The sequence below is a fragment of the Microbispora sp. CSR-4 genome, from assembly GCF_008033685.1.
GTDB lineage: Bacteria > Actinomycetota > Actinomycetes > Streptosporangiales > Streptosporangiaceae > Microbispora.
This window is the reverse complement of sequence record NZ_VJVX01000001.1, coordinates 34,865-51,751: the sequence shown is the minus strand read 5'-3', so window position 1 is coordinate 51,751 and position 16,887 is coordinate 34,865. Positions and strand designations below refer to the sequence as shown.

At 68.7% G+C, this 16,887-nt stretch carries 16 protein-coding genes and 1 tRNA gene; 8 read left to right on the top strand and 9 right to left on the bottom strand.

Features of this window, described 5'->3' with window-relative positions:
• Positions 1-4: 4 nt before the first annotated feature.
• Both FLV34_RS40105 and FLV34_RS00270 read right to left on the bottom strand, forming a co-directional pair.
• Entirely contained in the window at positions 5-967 is a 963-nt protein-coding gene (locus tag FLV34_RS40105; protein ID WP_187280504.1) for a hypothetical protein, read from the bottom strand.
• Positions 964-1,605: a hypothetical protein gene (locus FLV34_RS00270; RefSeq protein WP_240972105.1), complete on the bottom strand. Its 642-nt coding sequence runs from the start codon at positions 1,603-1,605 to the stop codon at positions 964-966. Before FLV34_RS00270 ends, FLV34_RS40105 begins: the two co-directional genes overlap by 4 nt.
• A 119-nt stretch (positions 1,606-1,724) precedes the next feature.
• On the opposite strand from FLV34_RS00270, the gene FLV34_RS00265 reads away from it, so the two are divergent.
• Positions 1,725-2,060, top strand: a complete 336-nt coding sequence (locus FLV34_RS00265; protein ID WP_147942111.1) for a DUF6458 family protein — start codon at positions 1,725-1,727, stop codon at positions 2,058-2,060.
• A 10-nt stretch (positions 2,061-2,070) separates the two neighbouring features.
• On the opposite strand, the gene FLV34_RS00260 is transcribed toward FLV34_RS00265, so the two are convergent.
• Positions 2,071-2,505, bottom strand: coding sequence for a hypothetical protein (locus FLV34_RS00260; protein ID WP_147942110.1), 435 nt, complete (start codon positions 2,503-2,505; stop codon positions 2,071-2,073).
• Positions 2,506-2,597: 92 nt separating this feature from the next.
• Here FLV34_RS00260 and FLV34_RS00255 point away from each other — a divergent pair.
• From FLV34_RS00255 to FLV34_RS00235, 5 genes are all read left to right on the top strand, one after another.
• Positions 2,598-2,671, top strand: a tRNA-Pro gene (locus tag FLV34_RS00255).
• Between the two features lie 412 nt (positions 2,672-3,083).
• Entirely contained in the window at positions 3,084-3,872 is a 789-nt protein-coding gene (locus FLV34_RS00250; protein ID WP_142651618.1) for a DUF6461 domain-containing protein, read from the top strand.
• Positions 3,873-4,367: 495 nt separating this feature from the next.
• Entirely contained in the window at positions 4,368-6,440 is a 2,073-nt protein-coding gene (locus FLV34_RS00245; protein ID WP_168066519.1) for a TerB N-terminal domain-containing protein, read from the top strand.
• Entirely contained in the window at positions 6,437-7,789 is a 1,353-nt protein-coding gene (locus FLV34_RS00240; protein ID WP_147942109.1) for an ATP-binding protein, read from the top strand. Before FLV34_RS00245 ends, FLV34_RS00240 begins: the two co-directional genes overlap by 4 nt.
• Positions 7,758-10,019, top strand: a complete 2,262-nt coding sequence (locus tag FLV34_RS00235; RefSeq protein WP_222709372.1) for a DEAD/DEAH box helicase — start codon at positions 7,758-7,760, stop codon at positions 10,017-10,019. The genes FLV34_RS00240 and FLV34_RS00235 overlap by 32 nt, the downstream gene beginning before the upstream one ends.
• 118 nt (positions 10,020-10,137) lie before the next feature.
• Here the strand turns inward: FLV34_RS00235 and FLV34_RS40100 are convergent, their stop codons facing one another.
• The gene (locus FLV34_RS40100; RefSeq protein WP_167530295.1) at positions 10,138-10,302 is read right to left on the bottom strand and encodes a hypothetical protein; all 165 of its coding nucleotides are present in this window, start codon (positions 10,300-10,302) and stop codon (positions 10,138-10,140) included.
• Between the two features lie 303 nt (positions 10,303-10,605).
• Between FLV34_RS40100 and FLV34_RS00230 the strand changes: the two genes are divergently transcribed.
• Both FLV34_RS00230 and FLV34_RS00225 read left to right on the top strand, forming a co-directional pair.
• Positions 10,606-11,259, top strand: a complete 654-nt coding sequence (locus tag FLV34_RS00230) for a hypothetical protein (RefSeq protein ID WP_147942108.1) — start codon at positions 10,606-10,608, stop codon at positions 11,257-11,259.
• 154 nt (positions 11,260-11,413) lie between these two features.
• On the top strand, positions 11,414-12,820 hold the full coding sequence (locus FLV34_RS00225; protein WP_147942107.1) for a PepSY domain-containing protein: 1,407 nt from the start codon (positions 11,414-11,416) through the stop codon (positions 12,818-12,820).
• Positions 12,821-13,015: 195 nt separating this feature from the next.
• On the opposite strand, the gene FLV34_RS40095 is transcribed toward FLV34_RS00225, so the two are convergent.
• From FLV34_RS40095 to FLV34_RS00205, 5 genes are all read right to left on the bottom strand, one after another.
• Entirely contained in the window at positions 13,016-13,153 is a 138-nt protein-coding gene (locus FLV34_RS40095; protein ID WP_167530296.1) for a hypothetical protein, read from the bottom strand.
• Positions 13,154-13,698: 545 nt separating this feature from the next.
• Positions 13,699-14,304: a superoxide dismutase gene (locus FLV34_RS00220; RefSeq protein WP_142617307.1), complete on the bottom strand. Its 606-nt coding sequence runs from the start codon at positions 14,302-14,304 to the stop codon at positions 13,699-13,701.
• Positions 14,305-14,466: 162 nt separating this feature from the next.
• Complete coding sequence (locus FLV34_RS00215; RefSeq protein ID WP_142617308.1) at positions 14,467-15,129, bottom strand: ABC transporter ATP-binding protein; 663 nt, start codon at positions 15,127-15,129, stop codon at positions 14,467-14,469.
• Positions 15,116-16,063 carry an ABC transporter ATP-binding protein gene (locus FLV34_RS00210; RefSeq protein ID WP_147942106.1) on the bottom strand — a complete coding sequence of 316 codons (948 nt, stop codon included), beginning with the start codon at positions 16,061-16,063 and terminating at the stop codon, positions 15,116-15,118. The genes FLV34_RS00215 and FLV34_RS00210 overlap by 14 nt, the downstream gene beginning before the upstream one ends.
• Positions 16,060-16,851 carry an ABC transporter permease gene (locus tag FLV34_RS00205; protein ID WP_244312456.1) on the bottom strand — a complete coding sequence of 264 codons (792 nt, stop codon included), beginning with the start codon at positions 16,849-16,851 and terminating at the stop codon, positions 16,060-16,062. Before FLV34_RS00205 ends, FLV34_RS00210 begins: the two co-directional genes overlap by 4 nt.
• Between the last annotated feature and the right edge of the window lie 36 nt (positions 16,852-16,887).

Below are 16,887 nucleotides of genomic sequence, written 5' to 3'. Positions count from 1 at the left end.
TACCTCACTTCCGGTTCAGATGGGCAAGTAACGTGTGGTACTCGTGCAGGGCCAGGCGCAGCGCCTCGGTGTCGCCCCGCTCGTCGTCCTTCCACTGGTCGAGCAGCTCCTGACGGCGGCTGGTGAGGGCCGACAGGGCCTCCTCCACCAGCGCGTCCGCCTGCTCGACCGAGTGACGGGGATCGTCGACGAAGCCCGTCTTGATCTCCCGCCACCGGCTGTCGAACGCCTCGTCGTCTCCGGGGGCGGCGGCGGTGGTGGTGGTGGGGTAGGCCACCGGACCGTCCACCATGGCGCCGGTGGTCGCGCCGGTGATGGCGTTGCCGTCCGTGCCGGGGTCGAGGTCCGTGCCGGGGTCGAGGTCCGTGGCGGCGTCGTGGGTGCCGTACGCGCCGGTCGCGGCGTCGCCGGATGCCTCGGCGAGGGATCCGGCGTGGTCGCCCGCGACGAGGCGGTCGTCCTCCGCCGTGTGCCCGCCGCCGGTCTTGGGCGACGTGAGGACGTCGTCGCCCGCCTGGCCGTACGGCTCGTCGTCCGCGTCATCGCGGGTCTCCGGGGCGTCGGAGTACGCGCGGTCGCCGGCGTCGGGAACGGTGCCGTCCGCGTGCGCAGTGCCATCCGCGTACGCGGCGCCGTCCGTGTCCGCCGCGCCGTCCGTATCCACCGTGCCGTCCGTATCCACCGTGCCGTTCGTGTGCACGGTGCCGTTCGAGTGCGCTGTGCCGTCCGTCTCCGCAGTGCCGTCCGTGTCCGCCGTGCCCTTCGTCTGCGCTGTGCCGTCCGTGTGGTCGGGGGCGTACGCGGCGCCGGGGGAGTAGACCGGGCCGGGGCCCTCGTGCTCGTCGCGTCCGGCGTCCGCGACGGCCTGCTCCCTGCGCGCCTCCTCCTCAAGGGGTTCGGGCGTCTCGGGAGTCGGTCGCTCGGTGATGTCGTCGCGCTCGTCGTGCCTGTTCGTCCGCATGGTCATCGCTGCGCCTTCCGTACGTCCGCGTGGTGGCCGTTCGTCGAAGTGCCGTCGTAGCCGTCGGTGGCGTACGTGGCGTCGTCGGTGTGGTCGTGCCGGGGAGCGTCGGCGCCGTCGCCGAGAAGCTCCTGGAACAGCGCGCGATAGTGGACCATCGCCTGGCGGAGCTCCTCGGTGGTGGCCTCCTGCCGGGCGGCGCGGCTGCTGACGTCGTGGGCCTTGCGGTAGTGGTCGAGCGTGGTGGCGTGGGCCACCGACAGGTCGCTCAGACGCTGCTCGAACTCGTCCGTGGGATAGCCGCGCTCGGCCATCACCGCGGTGACCAGCGCGTCCGCCTCGGTCACGGCGAAGCCGGGAGCGTCCACGAACCGCTCCTGCACCTCGGCCCACTTCCTCGCGTACTGTTCCCGGGTCTGCGGGTCGAGCGGGCGGATGTCCAGCGTGGCGTGGCGCTCCTCGCGGGCGAGCAGTTCCTGCTCGGCCTCTTTACGGCTGTCGCTCTCCCGCACCGCCCGTTCGTACTCGGGCCCGAAACGGTCCTGCAGGTGGCGCCGGCGGTTGCGGGCCGACACCAGGTAACCGACTGCAAGGATCACCAGCACGGCGACGATCACGACGGCCACCCATGCTACGGCGGTCATTTCTGCCTCCAGGGGTGATTGCGTTGTTCACCCGCACTGCCCTGGAATGCGGCCTTCACGCCTCGCGTAATCGCGAATTCTGGGGGTAAAGGGGCGTTCTACCAGCAGAGGAGGTAGCCATGGGCTTCGGGGCCAGTCTCGCCTTCATCGCGGTCGGCGCGGTTCTCGCGTTCGCCGTCAAATGGGACGTTCCTGGAATCGACCTGCAAATGATCGGCTGGATTCTCATGACCGTGGGGGTCATCGGCATGGTGCTGACCGGCCGTTACACCCGCCGTCCGCGGACGGAGGAGACGGTGGAGACCATCGAGCCGGACACGATGTACACCGTGGACCCGGCGGCCGAGCCGCACGTCCACGTCCAGGAGACCCAGCCGCACACCGCCGTCCACCCGGGCGAGCGCCATGTGCACGTACGCGAGGAAACCACGCACCTGCCCCGCGACGGCGCGTGAGCCGTACGGGTCAGGACGTGGTGCCCGCCGCGTCCGTGGCTTCGCGGGCCTCGGCGAGGACCCGGGCGATGTGCGAGTCGTCCCCGGCGGGCACCTCGTGGAAGCCCATCTCCGGGTCATAGGCGATGTCGAGCCCGTTGTCGACCAGCCGGTTCGCCCACCGCAAGGCGGTGTTGAGCCGTTCCTTGGGGATCGGGCGCCCCTGGGCCGCGGCGGAGAGGTTCCGCAGATTGGTGGCGGGGCCGCTCTGGCTGTGCTCGCGCCGGAGCTTCCACGGCAGGGCGCGGCTGTGGTCCGTCATCGGCTTGGACAGGCCGGCGGCCCGCTTCGCCTGGAGGACGCCCGACTCCGTGACACCGAAGTGCTCGGCCAGACGGGCGTTGGTCCACCCTTCGGCCGTCAGCCGGACGAGTTCTTCCTGGTCGATGCGTGCCTTCCGCCCCATGATCGCCAGCCTAGGCCCACCGGCGCGGTTCGTGTACGCACGAGGGCGGAATCTGCGCTAAGGTTTGGGTGTGCCCAGGGAGACCAGGGCAACGGGACGTAGCGCAGTTTGGCAGCGCACTTGACTGGGGGTCAAGGGGTCGTGGGTTCAAATCCCGCCGTCCCGACACTGTTCTAGCAGGTCAGAGCCACAGTTCCCAAGATCGGGGATTGTGGCTTTTCTGTTGTGTCACACAGGTGTCATCAAGAGTGACCCTCCCGGGCCGTGCCGCCCGGTGACAGATGTCTGTCCAGCGTGTCACCGCATTCGCCGGTCCTCTGGCCGGGGGAGCGCCTCGTGTTCAAACGGACTGGGAGATCTACACCGTAAAGGACCCTGCTTCTGAGCGGTAGGAACTTGATCGACAACGCATCCGCAGCGGGAAGCCATCGCAGACGCCCGTAGCTGCCCTGGCGACCTTCCTGGCTACGACTTGGTGACCGTCGTTCGCCACACCGACGCTGGGGACGTGGAGAGCTGCGAGCCGGGGCTGGGAGCAGTGCGTTGTCACCTGTAGCGAGCATCGGTAGGTTCCGATCATGTCCGACGCCGACTTCACTCCGCTCCGTGTCACCCAGGTGGCGTACGGGCGTGACATCGACTTGGCGATCCGGGAGTGGGCGCGGGCCAATGGACACCCGATCAGCGATTGCGGCCGGGTCGGTCACGGGCTCGTCGAGGCATTCTTCGCTGCCAACCCTGACGTGTATGAGCGGGCTGAGAAGACCGAGGCGGTGCATGCCGCCGCCCGCATGCCCGGTGCCTCGCCGGAGGACTATGCGTGGCAGGACGAGGGCCCGCTGGGACCGATCTACACGATCACCCTCGTCAGGGGAGTGGAGGAGTACGAGGTGCTGCGGCGGTTGGGCGCCGCCCCGGAACACATCCGCCTGATCGACGTGGATGAGTACCCCGACTCCAGCCGCACAGAGATCGTCACGGTACGGCGGGCGGGAGATTGGACCATCGTGATCGAGGAGTGCGGCTGGCTCGGCGTGCAACGCGAGGTCATCGGTAAGCTGTCCCGCGATGGCGAGGAGGCTGTCGCCGTGATGCGACACGATTACGCCGCCAGGCACGACTTCGCCTACGCCCTCGACGGTGAGCTCGTCACCGGTTTCGATCCGAGCCAACCCGGAACCCGCTGGGGCACCGCACCCGACCGGCTCAACCGGCATCTTCGCCAGCTCGGCATCGACCCGGCCACCGACGACTGGATCGACAACGCCATCCAGGCCGTCCTCGCGCTTGCCGGCCGAATCTCCGGCGTCGTGGTCACACCCGCGCACATCGAGCGTCCCGTTCTCGGTGCTGCATTCTTCCGTTGAAGCCGGCTCTGCCGCCTCGGTGTCCGGCTGATCCAAACCGGCGTAGAGGCCGGATGGTCAACTGCGAGTTCTCCGGGCCGACTTGCAGCCGGACGATAGTCGGAGGTGCTTCCACTGGGGTCATGGGACGGTTACGGAAGGCGTCGAATTGTCCCTTATCGTGGTTTTATTCCTGCCCGTAATTGTGGTTCAAGTTGATAACGAGGTGATTGCTCGAACGGTAGGGCAAAGGCGTTCGGGGCTAGTGTTCACTCGTGCTTCTTGATCGCATCCACACGGCTTCTCGGTCTGCTGATCGTGCGTGTGATCGGAAGAGGTGAGCGCGTGGGATTCTTGGACCGTTTTCGGGGTGAGCCGGGCCGGCGTCGAGCGGCCGAGGGGCATCATCCGTCCGGGCACGACGGTAGGCAGGCTGCAGCTCCCCGCCGCGCGGTAGTCCCTGCAGGAACGGGATATCCGCAGCAGCCGCAGTCGCCCCCGCCTCCGCCGCCTCCCGTGGGACCTTGGCTGCCGCCAGGCGTCGGGGTCGGCGTCGCGGGGCTCAACATCGTCGGCGGCCTGCTGTATGTGGGCGCCGGTTTACCGTCGGTATCGGGGCAGACGGTCGAACCGGCGTTGATCGACCCGCGACTGCCCGTCGACCTGCGCCGTCCGGATTGGACGGGACAGGGCCTGCGCTACTGGCCGTCCTATGCGTCGATTCCGCCGGATTCGCGTGCCGCCTATCTGTCCTGGCTCGCCGACGGACGGCGCTACCCGCATGTGCCCATTGGCTATGTGTTCCTCTACTTCTATGGCCTGGAACGACGGGCTCTGCACGATCTACGCCTGGATCGTTCCACTGTGGGGCGCGAGTTGTCGATCATCCAGGCCGAGGTTCGCCGGCTTCTCCGGATCTACGGTGAGAACTCCTCCTTCCGGAGCTATGCCGGTGAGTTCGACCAAGTCCTCGACCTGCTGATCCTGGCGGGCCAGGACACGCAGCCCAGCGCTGGGCATCCCCCTGAGCCTTCTCGCGAGGTGACGCCGCTTCGGCTGACGGTGGGATTGGGGGAGTTCGCGGCGGAGGGACGACCAGTCCCCGCCGAGTGGGCGTTGGCCTGGATCCGCTCCCACCCCGACTACTACCCGCGTACTCCGGCGACGCGTTGCGCCGCTCAGTTCGATGCGCTGTTCCGCGCGCGGTACGCCGCGCGTCATCGTGCCGGGCTGGTGGTCCGGCCTGGACGCAAGGAAGTCTCCCTTGATTACCGGCCCGCCAGTGCCGGCTTCGGCGGGTACCCCCGGCTGACACTCCACGGCATCCCCGACGTGCTGACGCTGGCCGCGCCGACACGCAAGCTCGTGGCGTTGGCTGACGAGTGCACCACCGACTTGGACGCCTACAGCCGTTTCGTCGGACGCTTCCCGGACCGGCAGGCGAGTGTGCAGGCGCAAGCACTGCTTCCGGCAGAGTTGCTGGACCTCGAGTCGGGAGGCGCGAGCCGCGCCGTGACGTGGGCGCGGAACCGTCTTGGCGCGCAGGAGACCGCTCTCGTGCCGACGGAGGAGTTCGCCGCGCTGCTGGACGCGTCTGAGGCCAAGCCGGCGAAGAAAGACGTCGTCGCTTTGGCGCAACTGCTGGGCAGCGTGGGGATCGGAGTCGAACCCGATCCGCGGCTGGGCGGTCCGGTCCTGTCGAGCGGTCCCATGGTGCTTTTCGCCGCTCCGGGCGGTCCCACCGCGGCATCCTCGGACGCCTACCGCGCCGCGACGATCCTGCTCCATCTGGCGGCGGCCGTGAGCGCCGCCGACGGGGAGACCTCGGAGGCGGAGCAGGGTCATCTCAGCGATCACCTCGAACGGGCCCTGCACCTGACACAGGACGAACGCCGGCGCCTGCACGCGCACCTGCGCTGGCTCATCGCCACCGAGGTGAAGCTCACCGGCCTGACCCGGCGCCTGGCCGAGATCGACGAGAGACAGCGGGCCTACGTGGCGGAGTTCCTCACCGGGGTGGCCGCAGCCGACGGTCATATTTCTCCTGAAGAGGTCAAGACCCTCAGCCGTATCTATCGGCTGCTCGGACTCGATCCCGCCATGGTGAAGGCCGTGCTGCCTGCCGCCGCTCACCCCGCTCCAGCGGCCGGTCCAGTGGTCGTTCGCCATGCTGAGCCGGAGCCGGGCTTTGCGATTCCCCGCCCTGTCGACGTTCGAACGGCCCCGGCCGCCGTGCACCTCGACCACGGTGCCATCGCCGCCAAGCTTGAGGAGACGGCCAGGGTGGGGGCGTTGCTGGGCTCGATCTTCACTGAAGAGGAGCCGACACACGCGCCCTCGCCGCCTCCGGCCGCTGATCCGGTCGCCGGGCTGGACGGCCCGCACTCCGGCCTCGTACGCGGCCTCCCGCAGGTGGAGCAGTTGTCTCGGGGGGAGTTCGAGGACCTCGCGGCGAAATGGAACCTGCTCCCCGATGGCGCACTCGATCGCATCAACGAAGCCGCCTACGAGGTGGGCGGTGAGCCGTTACTCGAGGGAGACGACCCGATCTGGGTCAATCGATACCTGCTGGGAGAGATGCTGACGTGACCACGACGATCCCGATCCGCCCCCGCGAGCGTGACGCCCTCCTCCAGTCGCTGCGGGCGGGCGTAGTCCCTCGGGCCGGCCAGCGGCATGTGCAGGTGGGCCGGGCCCCCGAGGTCCAGGCCCTGGTGACCGACATCGATCGAATCGCCGGTGGTGGGTCAGCCGTGCGTTTCGTCATCGGTGACTTCGGCGCGGGCAAGACCTTCTTCCTGCACCTGGTGCGATCCATCGCTCTGGAGAAGAAACTGGTCACCGTTCACGCCGATCTCAACCCCGACCGCCGCCTGCACTCCACCGGCGGCCAGGCACGCAGCCTCTACGCCGAACTGATGCGCAACATGGCCACCAGAGCCAAGCCCGACGGCGGGGCACTTTCCGCAGTCGTCGAGAGGTTCGTCTCCACGGCACTTGCCGAGGCCCAGCAGGTCGGCGCCGACCCCGGGCAGGTCATCCGTACGCGCCTTGCCCACCTGGCCGAGATGACCGGAGGATACGACTTCGCCGAGGTCGTCGGCGCCTACTGGCGCGGGCACGACAGCGGTGACGAGCAACTGAAGGCCGCCGCGGTGCGCTGGCTGCGGGCCGAATACTCCACCAAGACCGAAGCCAGGTCCGCGCTCGGCGTCCGGACGATCATCGACGACGCGACCTTCCACGACCACCTCAAGCTGATGAGCCGGTTCGTCCGCCTGGCCGGATACGACGGCATGCTGGTGTGCCTGGATGAGATGGTCAACCTCTACAAGCTGGCCTCCACCCAGGCCCGCAACGCCAACTACGAGCAGATCCTGCGCATCCTCAACGACACACTGCAGGGGACGGCCGCGCACCTGGGCTTCTTGTTCGGCGGCACCCCCGAGTTCCTCACCGATTCCCGTCGCGGGCTCTACAGCTACGCCGCACTTCAGTCGCGACTGGCGGAGAACTCTTTTGCCAGGGACGGGCTGGTGGACTACTCCGGGCCGGTGCTCCGCCTCGGCGCCTTGACCCCGGAGGACCTCTACGTCCTGCTCACGAAGATCCGTCACGTCTACGCCTTCGGCGACCCGTCACGTTATCTCGTCGCCGACGACGCGCTGCCCGCGTTCATGCACCACTGCTCCAGCCGCGTCGGTGACGCCTACTTCCGTACGCCACGAACGACGATCAAGGCATTCTGCGACCTGCTGGCCGTACTGGAGCAGAATCCTGGAGCGGACTGGCGGCGGATTCTCCCCTCGGTCGAGCTGGACCAGGAGAGCAACCCCGACCTGGCCCCGATTGAAGAAGACGAGGACCCCGCCCTGCGGCCATCGGTGACCCAGCCAGGAGCTTTCGGTGACGACGACCTCGCCTCCTTCCGGCTCTAGCGCCTTCCAGCTGCTCCACCCCAAGGTGCAACGGTGGATCTGGCAGCAGGACTGGCCCGAGCTACGCCCGGCCCAGGAGGCGGCGGCCGCTCCCGTACTCGCAGGTGAGACAGACGTGCTCATCGCCGCGGCAACCGCCTCGGGGAAGACCGAGGCCGCGTTCCTGCCCATCTGCTCGGCGCTGACCGCAGATCCACCGCAGATCGGCGGGTTCGCCGCGATATACATCAGTCCGCTCAAGGCGTTGATCAATGACCAGTACGGCAGGCTCGATGAGCTGTGCGAACACCTGGACATTCCGGTGGCACGCTGGCACGGCGACGTCGGTGCCAGCAGCAAAAGCAAGCTCCTCGAGCGGCCGCGGGGCATCCTCCTGATCACCCCCGAATCGCTGGAGGCGATGTTCGTCCTGCGCGGATGGAAGATGCGCGACCTAGCCGGTGCCCTGCGCTACGTCGTCATCGACGAGATGCACTCGTTCATGGGAACCGAGCGTGGGGCACAACTGCAATCCCTCATGCACCGCCTCGACCTGGCCGCCCGTCGCCGCGTCCCACGGGTCGGGTTGTCGGCCACACTCGGCGACATGCGCGCGGCGGCGGACTTCCTCCGGCCCGGCAGCGGGGACAAGGTCACCGTGATCGTGTCGGACGCCGACGGTCAAGAGCTTCAGTTGCAGGTGCGCGGCTACGTCGAAACGCAGCCCAACCTCTCTGCCCTGGACAGAACCGCCGATGTGGACGCGGAGCAACAGACGGGAGAGGAGGACTCAGGGGACCGATCCGCCATCGCCGATCACCTGTTCACGGCGCTGCGCGGCTCCCACAATCTGATCTTCGCGAATTCCCGGGCTGCCGTGGAGGAGTTCACCGACCTGCTCACTCGTCGGTGTGACCAGGCGGGCGTGCCGAACGAGTTCGTCCCGCACCACGGGAACCTCTCCAAGGACATCCGCGAGCATGCCGAGTCCCGCCTCAAGGACCGGACCCGGCCGGTCACCGCCGTCTGCACCTCCACTTTGGAAATGGGCATCGACATCGGATCGGTCTCGTCGGTCGCCCAGGTGGGAGCGCCTCCGGGGGTCGCCGCCCTGCGTCAGCGCCTCGGCCGTTCCGGGCGACGCGGAGGACCGGCGATCCTTCGGGTCTACATCCGCGAGCCTGAGCTGTCACCAACGCTGCACCCAGCCGAGGAACTTCGCGCGCAACTCGTGCAGACCATCGCGACGATCGAGCTCCTGCTGCAGCGCTGGTACGAACCCCCGCACGAAAAGGCGCTGCATCTGTCCACCCTGGTGCAGCAGACTCTCTCGCTGATCGCGCAACACGGCGGCATCACCCCGAACGACGCCTACCGCACGCTCTGCGTCCAGGGGCCGTTTCGGCTGGTCGACGCGGCGACCTTCGCCGCCCTGCTGCGCGACCTCGGCGAAGCGACGCTAATCCGGCAGGAGACCGACGGCCTCCTGCTGCACGGCGACGCGGGGGAGAAGCTGGTCAACCATTACACCTTCTATGCCGCCTTCGCAGCTCCCACCGAATACCGCATCGTGCATGGGGGACGGACTCTCGGAAGCCTGCCGATCGAACAGTCACTCCCCGAAGGCGCTCTGCTGATTTTCGCGGGCCGGCGCTGGCGGGTCCTCGCCATAGATACGCGGGCGAAGGTCATCGAGGTCGCGCGAGCATCAGGCGGCCGCCCGCCACGCTTCACCGGAGCCGGCCCGGAGGTACACGACCGCATTCGGACCGAGATGCGGCGCGTTTACCAGGACAGCGCTGTTCCCATCTACCTGGATGCGACCGCCCAGCCCCTCTTGGAGGAGGGCCGCGCCGCCTACCGCCGCTTCGGCCTGGAAGCCCAGCCGATCCTGGCCTACGGAAACGACACCCTGCTCTTCCCGTTCTGCGGTGATGCGATCATGACGACGATCGCGCTCACCCTGCATACCAGGGGAGTCAGCGTGGAACGACAGGGGCTGGCACTGGCACTGTCCGGAGCATCGCCGCAGACCACCGCCGACCTGCTGAGAGAAATGAGCGAATCCGAGCTGCCCACAGCGACCGAGCTGGCTCGGCTGATCCCCGACAAGAGAATTGACAAGTACGACGAATTGATCGGGGAGGAGCTCTTGGCCCGATCTTTCGCTGCCCGGCAGCTTGATGTTCCTGGTGCTCGAAACGTGATCAGCCGTCTCGCCGAGCAGAGCGCCCTCGCCTGTCTCTCGTAGCTCCAAACCGGTCCGTTGCTTCGTGAAGCATCCGGAAGCGGCGTCAGCGAGAGGGCGAAGCGACCGGCGGTGGGGGGTCGGGTGGGAAGGCGGAGGAGAGTTGGGGGGTGGTGTCGGCCTACTCGTACGGCTCGCTCGGTTCTGGGATTTCCGTCACCTGGATGGCGGTCATCTCCGGTGGCACGGTTCCGTTCGGGATCTTGCGGGACCTCGGCGGGACCCAGGTGGCGGTCACCTCGACCCAGGTGTCGTCGGGCGGCGGAGCGGCGCCGAGCACAGCCACCTTAGGGCGATGGCGTCGGCCGCGCAGCAGCTCATCCGCATGCGGGTGACGTACCAGCGGTCTTTCTTCTTCGGCCGTACGACGAAGCCGGTCGCAGGACCCTCTTGCCGGTCGAGAGCGGGACGTAGGAACCGGTCGTCCCCGGGGCTAAAAGCACCAGCCGCGCCCAGGCCAGCCTCGCCCGGCCGACGCTGGTGCCGAAGACCTGGCCATCGTCTGATCTACCCGTCTTGTGAGCGTTTCAGGAGTTCCTCCGGCTGATTCCGCAACCGCGGCAGGCTGTAGAGCCTGGCCAGGCCCCATATGAAGGAAATGGACACCCATATCCGACAGCGATCAAACATGTCAAGAATGGAAGGTATATGGGCGTTCTGGGACGATTGCGCTGTGCATGTCGGCGGATCGTCCCTGCGTGCGTTACGTGCCGCGGTGTTCGCGGCAGCGTGCGTGCTGGTCTCAGCCGCTCTGCACATGCTGGCCGGCGGGGCTCCCGTGCGTGGGGGAACCCTGGTCGCCGCAATGGCGCTGACCTGGCTGGGCGCGTTCCTCCTCGCAGGCCGTCAGCGGGGCCTGGGGGTCCTGCTGAGCGCTTCCTTCGGCGCGCAGTACGGGATGCACCATCTGTTCACTCTCGGCGCCGCGCACGCGTCGCCGTCGCCGTGGACGGGTGAGCACGGCACCGGTTTGGGAATGCTGCTGATCCATGCCGCGCTGGCGGTCTTGTCCGCCTGGGTGCTGGAACACGGTGAGTCGGCCCTGGCGTTGATCGTGCATCTGGCCGTCACGCCGGTGCGCGGTCTGCGGGCCGTGTTGCGCGTCCTCGCGGGTGCGCTGGTCGGCATCGCCGCACCCTCTCCCCGCCCCGTGGTGGAACCTCTCCTCCGGGTCCCTCGTCGTTCCGACTTCGTCGTGGTGGTCGCTCGGCGCGGTCCGCCTCTGGCCGTCTCCGTTCTCTGATACGGGCTGCCGCCTGCCATTGGCGGCATCGGCTCGCCATGCCGTACGCCCGTTTTCGCCGCCCTGAACCGCGCTGAACGCGGTCCGCGGCGTAACCCCCCTACGCAGGTGACGCGTACCTGTCGGTGTGCGCTCGCCGTGAACGGAGAACCCCATGACTTCTACCGCTGATATTCAGCGTGCCGTCGATCCGGCCCGGCCTCCCCAGCCCAGGCGTGCGACCTGGGCGGTGCTGCGCCCGCTGGTGCTGCGCCTGCACTTCTATGCCGGAATCCTCATCGCCCCCTTCCTGCTCGTGGCCGCGACCACGGGCCTGCTGTACGCCGCCTCTTTCCAGATCGAGAACGTCGTCTACCGGCATGAGCTGACCGCGCCGGTGACTCAGACCAGCGTTCCCCTGAGCGAGCAGGTCACTGCGGCTCGCCAGGCGCTCCCCGAAGGGAAGGTGACCGCGGTGCGGCCCGCGGCCGAGCCCGGCCTGACCACCCGGGTGCTGCTGGACGTGCCGAACCTGCCCGAAAGCACTCAGATGGCGGTCTTCGTCGACCCCGGCACCGGTCAGGTGCGCGGCACGCTGGAAAGCTACGGCGGCTCCGGCGCGCTGCCCGTACGCGCCTGGATCTCCGACCTGCACCGTCGCCTCCACCTGGGAGAGCCCGGGCGGATCTACAGCGAGCTGGCCGCCAGCTGGCTGTGGGTCGTCGCCCTCGGCGGGCTGGCGCTGTGGCTGAGCAGGCGTCGCCGCAACGGCCGCCGCCTCCGTGGCCTGCTCACTCCCGACCGCGCCGCCACTGGGCTACGCCGCACGCTGTCCTGGCACGGCTCGGTGGGCTTGTGGGCCGTGCTGGGCGTGCTGTTCCTGTCCGCCACCGGCCTGACCTGGTCGAAGTACGCCGGAGAGAACATCGGCGAGCTGCGTACGAGGTTCGGCTGGGCGACTCCGTCGATCAGCACCGATCTCGGTGAGCACGCCGGGCACACGGGGCACGCCGGGCACGCCGCGAGCGGCGGCCAGGCCGGCGACACCGCGGACGTGGGAATCGACAAGATCGCGCAGGCGGCGGCCAGCTGGCGGCTGTCCGGCCCGCTGGAGATCGTCCCGCCGGCCGAGCCCGGGGCCGCGTACGTGGTCAAGGAGATCCGCAAGACCGCTCCCACGCGACTGGACCAGCTGGCGTTCGACCCGGCGACCGGGCAGTTCGTGGGCGAGTTGCGGTTCGCCGACTACCCGCTGGCCGCCAAGCTCACCGAGTGGGGCATCGACGCGCACATGGGGCTGCTGTTCGGCCTGGCCAACCAGATCGTCCTGGCCGCGATCGCAATCGGGCTCGTCACGCTGATCGTGCTGGGCTACCGGATGTGGTGGCGGCGCCGTCCGACCCGCGGATTCGGCCGGCCCTACCCCCGCGGCGGTTGGCGGGCGGTGCACTGGGGAGTCCTGGCGCCGCTGGCCCTGCTCGCCCTCGTCGTGGGGTACTTCCTGCCCCTGATGGGCATCTCCCTGGCCGCGTTCCTGGTGATTGACACCCTACTCGGGCTCCGTTCCAGGGTCGCCGGCTAGGCGCATGGCTTGTGCAGCCGGAGCCCGGATCCGCGAGAATTCGGGCTCCGGCCACATCACCCGCCGAGTGGTGAACAGTGGGCGTGTGTGGACATGACCGTGATGCGCGTACGGCGGGGAGGGCACGGTTACGGAGCCTGGGGCCTGTAGTAGCGGGCCCGGCTCTCGCGGTTCGTCGCGGGCTCCCTTCGCGCCTCAGGCGGCGAACAGGAGAAGCAGGCCCACGACGGTGTAGACCACCATCAGCACGAGCAGGGGGATCTGGCCGAGGACGGCGGTCCGGCGGGGGGACGGGGCCAGCGCGCGGTCGTGTGCCAGGACGGTGCCCAGCACGTGGCCGATGACGATGACCGTGACCTGGAGGGTGGCGACTCCGGCGGGGGTGGTGCCGAGCGCCTGGGTGGTTCACCCGGCGGTGCCGAGCCAGTTCGCGCCGGTGTCCAGCGGGTCGGACAGCAGGGCGATGGTCCGCTGCCCATCCAGGAGGAACTCGGTGGCATCGGCCGGAGGTGCGGCACCCTCCGCTACCCCGGTGACCGTGGCGGACAGCCCGATCAGGAGACTGGCATGCCGGGCTGGATCTGGGCGGTCGTGGCCGCGCTCGCTGTTCTCGAAGTGGCCGCCGTCCTGCTGGACGTGGCAGGAAACCGTCGACGCCGCCGCTCCCGGACAGCTCGGAGGACCCCGGATCAGGACCGGAGAACGGTGAGCGCGACTGACGGACGCGGCGCGAGAGTTTGAAGGAGGCTCGTTCGCGCCTCTCCGCATCAGGTTGTCGGGGCTGGGGAGAGAAGTCCCGGGCGGCGGCCCGTGGTTGGAACAGTGCTGCGGAAGGATCTCCTAGCACCACGGGCCGCCGCGGTCTTGGGCGGGAAGGTTCAGGCCACGCCTCGCGCGGCCTCAAAGCGGGAAGTCACGTCGGTCCAGTTGACCAGGCTCCAGAGCTTTTCGACGTAGTCCGGCCGGACGTTGCGATACTGCAGGTAGTAGGCGTGCTCCCAGGCATCGAAGACCAGGAGCGGGGTGGTGTTCATCCCGACGTTGCCGTGGTGGTCGTAGACCTGCTCGACGACGAGCCGGCGGGAAAGGGGCTCCCAGGCCAGAACTCCCCAGCCGGAGCCCTGCACCGTGCTGGTCGCGGTGGTCAGCTGCTTCTGGAACGCCTCGAAGGAGCCGAAGTGCTCGTCGATCGCGTCGCGCAGTGCCCCGTCGGGCCGGTCACCGCCGTCCGGTGAGAGGTTCTGCCAGAAGATCGTGTGCAGGACGTGCCCGGACAGGTTGAAGGCGTAGGTCTTCTCCAGGCCGACCAGTCCGCTGAAGTCGCCCTTGTCCCGGGCTTCGGCGAGGCGATCGAGGGTGTCGTTGGCGCCCTTGACGTAGGCGGCGTGATGCTTCGCGTGGTGCAACTCCAGGATCTCGCCCGTGATCGCCGGTTCGAGCGCGGCGTAGTCGTAGGGCAGGTCGGGCAGGGCGTACTGGCCCATCAGGTCCCTCCAAACAGTTATTGCGAATCACTTGCAACTACATCTATCACGCAACACGGAGGTGTGAGTGTGATCGCTGTGATCGTCGAACTCGAACCTCCATCGGGGTGCAGGACCACGCTGCCGCTGTCCGCGTCGATCGCTGTGAGCGGATCGACGTCCTCAGGCGGCAGGAGCCATCTCGGACAGGTGACGGATGGATCCGCCGGACGGTCCGGTCCAGCGGATGAGCAATTCGTCGTCGTGGGTGATGGCCAGCACTCCGGCCCCCGATTCGAGGCGGTAGGCCTCCAGCCGTGCGACGAGATGGGCCTGGGTGGACGCGTCGAGCATGGTGGTCATCTCGTCGCAGATCACGTAGCGAGGGCGGAGGGTGAGGCTCCGGGCGACGCACGCCCGCTGGAGCTGACCGTCGGAGACCTCATGTGGGCGGCGGGAGAGCAGTTCGGGTGTCAGGCCCATCTCCTCGGCCAGTTCCCGCGCGTGCTCGATCGACCGGTGGGCGGCGCGGAGGGGTTCGGCGATAACGTCGAGCAGGGTGAAGCGGGGGTCGACGGCGAGCCGGGGCTGTTGGAATATCAGTGCGACCTGGCCGCGAAGCTCGCGTGGGACGCGGTGGCGCCAGCGGCGGACGTCCACTCCGTCGACGGTGAGCCTGCCCGCGGCGGGCTTCAGCAGCATGGCGAGCACGCGGGCGAGCGTGGACTTCCCGCAGCCGCTCGGCCCGGCGAGTCCGGTCACCTGTCCGGGCGATACCTCTATGCCGACGCCGCCCAGTACCCGTTGGCGGCCGTAGGAGACGACGACGCCCTCAGCGCGCAACATGGCTCTCCAGAGGGTGGTGGCAGGCCACCCGGTTGTCACCGAGGGGTGGCAGGGGCAGTCGTCCGCAGTCGTCGGTTGCCCTGGCGCAGCGCGGCCGGAAGGCGCACCCTTCGGGCAGATCGGTGAGCTCGGGCGGCTGGCCGGGAATCGCGGCGAAACGCCGGGAAGGCAGCGCGTCCAGCAGCCCTGCGGCGTACGGATGACGGGGCCCGGTGAAGAAGTCGGCTGCCGGTTCGAGGGACAGGATACGGCTGGCGTACATGACGGCGACGTGGTCGGCGACCTGCTGCGCCGCCCGCAGGTCGTGCGTGATGAGCAGGACGGCCCGGCCGTCGTCGGCGAGGCGGCGTAGCTCGGCCATGGTCGCCTCGACGAGGGGGCGGTCGAGGCCGCTGGTCGGCTCGTCGGCGATGATCAGCCACGGGTCGCCGGCGAGGGCGATCGCGTTGACCACACGCTGCGCCATCCCGCCGGAGAGCTGGTGGGGATAACGGTCGAGGTCAGATGGGCGCAGGCCTGCCCGCTCGGCCAGCGTGTCGGCGTGATCGGGGTTTCCTAGCTCGTGCAGGGCCTCGGTGAGCTGGGCGCGCGCTGTGCGGACCGGGGTGAGATGCGTGGTGGGACTCTGCGGGACGAGCCCGATGCGTCGGCCCCGCACGGTGCGTGCGAGGACCTTCTCCGGTGCCGCAATCAGGTTTACGGGGGGTGTGTCGCCGGACTCGAGCCAGGCGGCGCCCTCGACCGAGGCGTTGCCGGGGAGCAGGCCCATAAGGGCGTGGGCCATCACGGATTTGCCGCAGCCGGATTCTCCGACGAGGGCGAGGCACTGACCGCGCCGCACCTCGAAGTGGGCGTCGGTGACGGCCCGCACGGTGGCGCCGGGTAGGTGGAAGCGAACCGACAGGCCCTCGACGCGGAGACGTGGTGGTTTCACAGCTGCAGCTCCGATCGCCAGCGCGGATTGGATCGGTCGCGCCAGTACTGGGCGAGCGCGGAGATCGCCAGGGTCGGCAGGAAGATGAACAGGCCGGGGAACAGCGAGGCCCACCAGTTGCCGGCGAGCAGGGACCGCGCACCGTCGTTGATCATGTTCCCGAGTGAGGCGAGATGGGCCGGCAGTCCCAGGCCGAGGAAGCTGAGCGCGGTCTCGTGCCAGATGGCGTGCGGGATCATCAGCACCGCGGCGAGCATGATGTGCGGTATCAGATGGGGCAGGAAATGGCGGCGCACGATCCGCAGCCGCCTCGATCCGCCGGAGATCGCGGCGTCGACGAACGGCCGGGCGCGCAGGGTCAGGACCTCGGAGCGCACGATCCTGGCCGCGGTCATCCAATGGGTGAGCGCGACCGATACGACGACGGCGGTGGTGCTCGGGGTGAACAGCGCGACGATGAAGATGCCGAACAGCAGGTGCGGCACGGAGTTGAAACCGTCGACGATCCTCATGATGAGCCGGTCCAGCGTCCCGCCGGCCGCTCCGGCGGCGAGCCCGGCCAACGTGCCGATCGTGACAGAGACGACGGCCGCGGCGAGACCGACGAGCACGGAGACGCGCAGGCCGTACACGGCGCGCAGCAGCACGTCGCGGCCCACCTCGTCGGTGCCGAACGGATGCCTGAGCGAGGGCGGCAGCGAGGCGGCGTGAAGGTCGACCAGTTGCTGGTCGAGCCTGGCGAACAGCGGCACGAGCACCACGGCGAGCAGGAGCAACACCAGCGTCACCGCGGCGCCGCGTGGGAAGCGGCGTCGGGAACGTGT

Coding starts and splice junctions, on each gene's coding strand:
- FLV34_RS00265 (WP_147942111.1), top strand. CDS start 1,725: ATGGGCTTCGGGGCCAGTCTCGCCTTCATCGCGGTCGGCGCGGTTCTC.
- FLV34_RS00250 (WP_142651618.1), top strand. CDS start 3,084: ATGTCCGACGCCGACTTCACTCCGCTCCGTGTCACCCAGGTGGCGTAC.
- FLV34_RS40105 (WP_187280504.1), bottom strand. CDS start 967: ATGACCATGCGGACGAACAGGCACGACGAGCGCGACGACATCACCGAG.
- FLV34_RS00225 (WP_147942107.1), top strand. CDS start 11,414: ATGACTTCTACCGCTGATATTCAGCGTGCCGTCGATCCGGCCCGGCCT.
- FLV34_RS00270 (WP_240972105.1), bottom strand. CDS start 1,605: ATGACCGCCGTAGCATGGGTGGCCGTCGTGATCGTCGCCGTGCTGGTG.
- FLV34_RS00260 (WP_147942110.1), bottom strand. CDS start 2,505: ATGGGGCGGAAGGCACGCATCGACCAGGAAGAACTCGTCCGGCTGACG.
- FLV34_RS00215 (WP_142617308.1), bottom strand. CDS start 15,129: ATGTTGCGCGCTGAGGGCGTCGTCGTCTCCTACGGCCGCCAACGGGTA.
- FLV34_RS00230 (WP_147942108.1), top strand. CDS start 10,606: ATGAAGGAAATGGACACCCATATCCGACAGCGATCAAACATGTCAAGA.
- FLV34_RS00220 (WP_142617307.1), bottom strand. CDS start 14,304: ATGGGCCAGTACGCCCTGCCCGACCTGCCCTACGACTACGCCGCGCTC.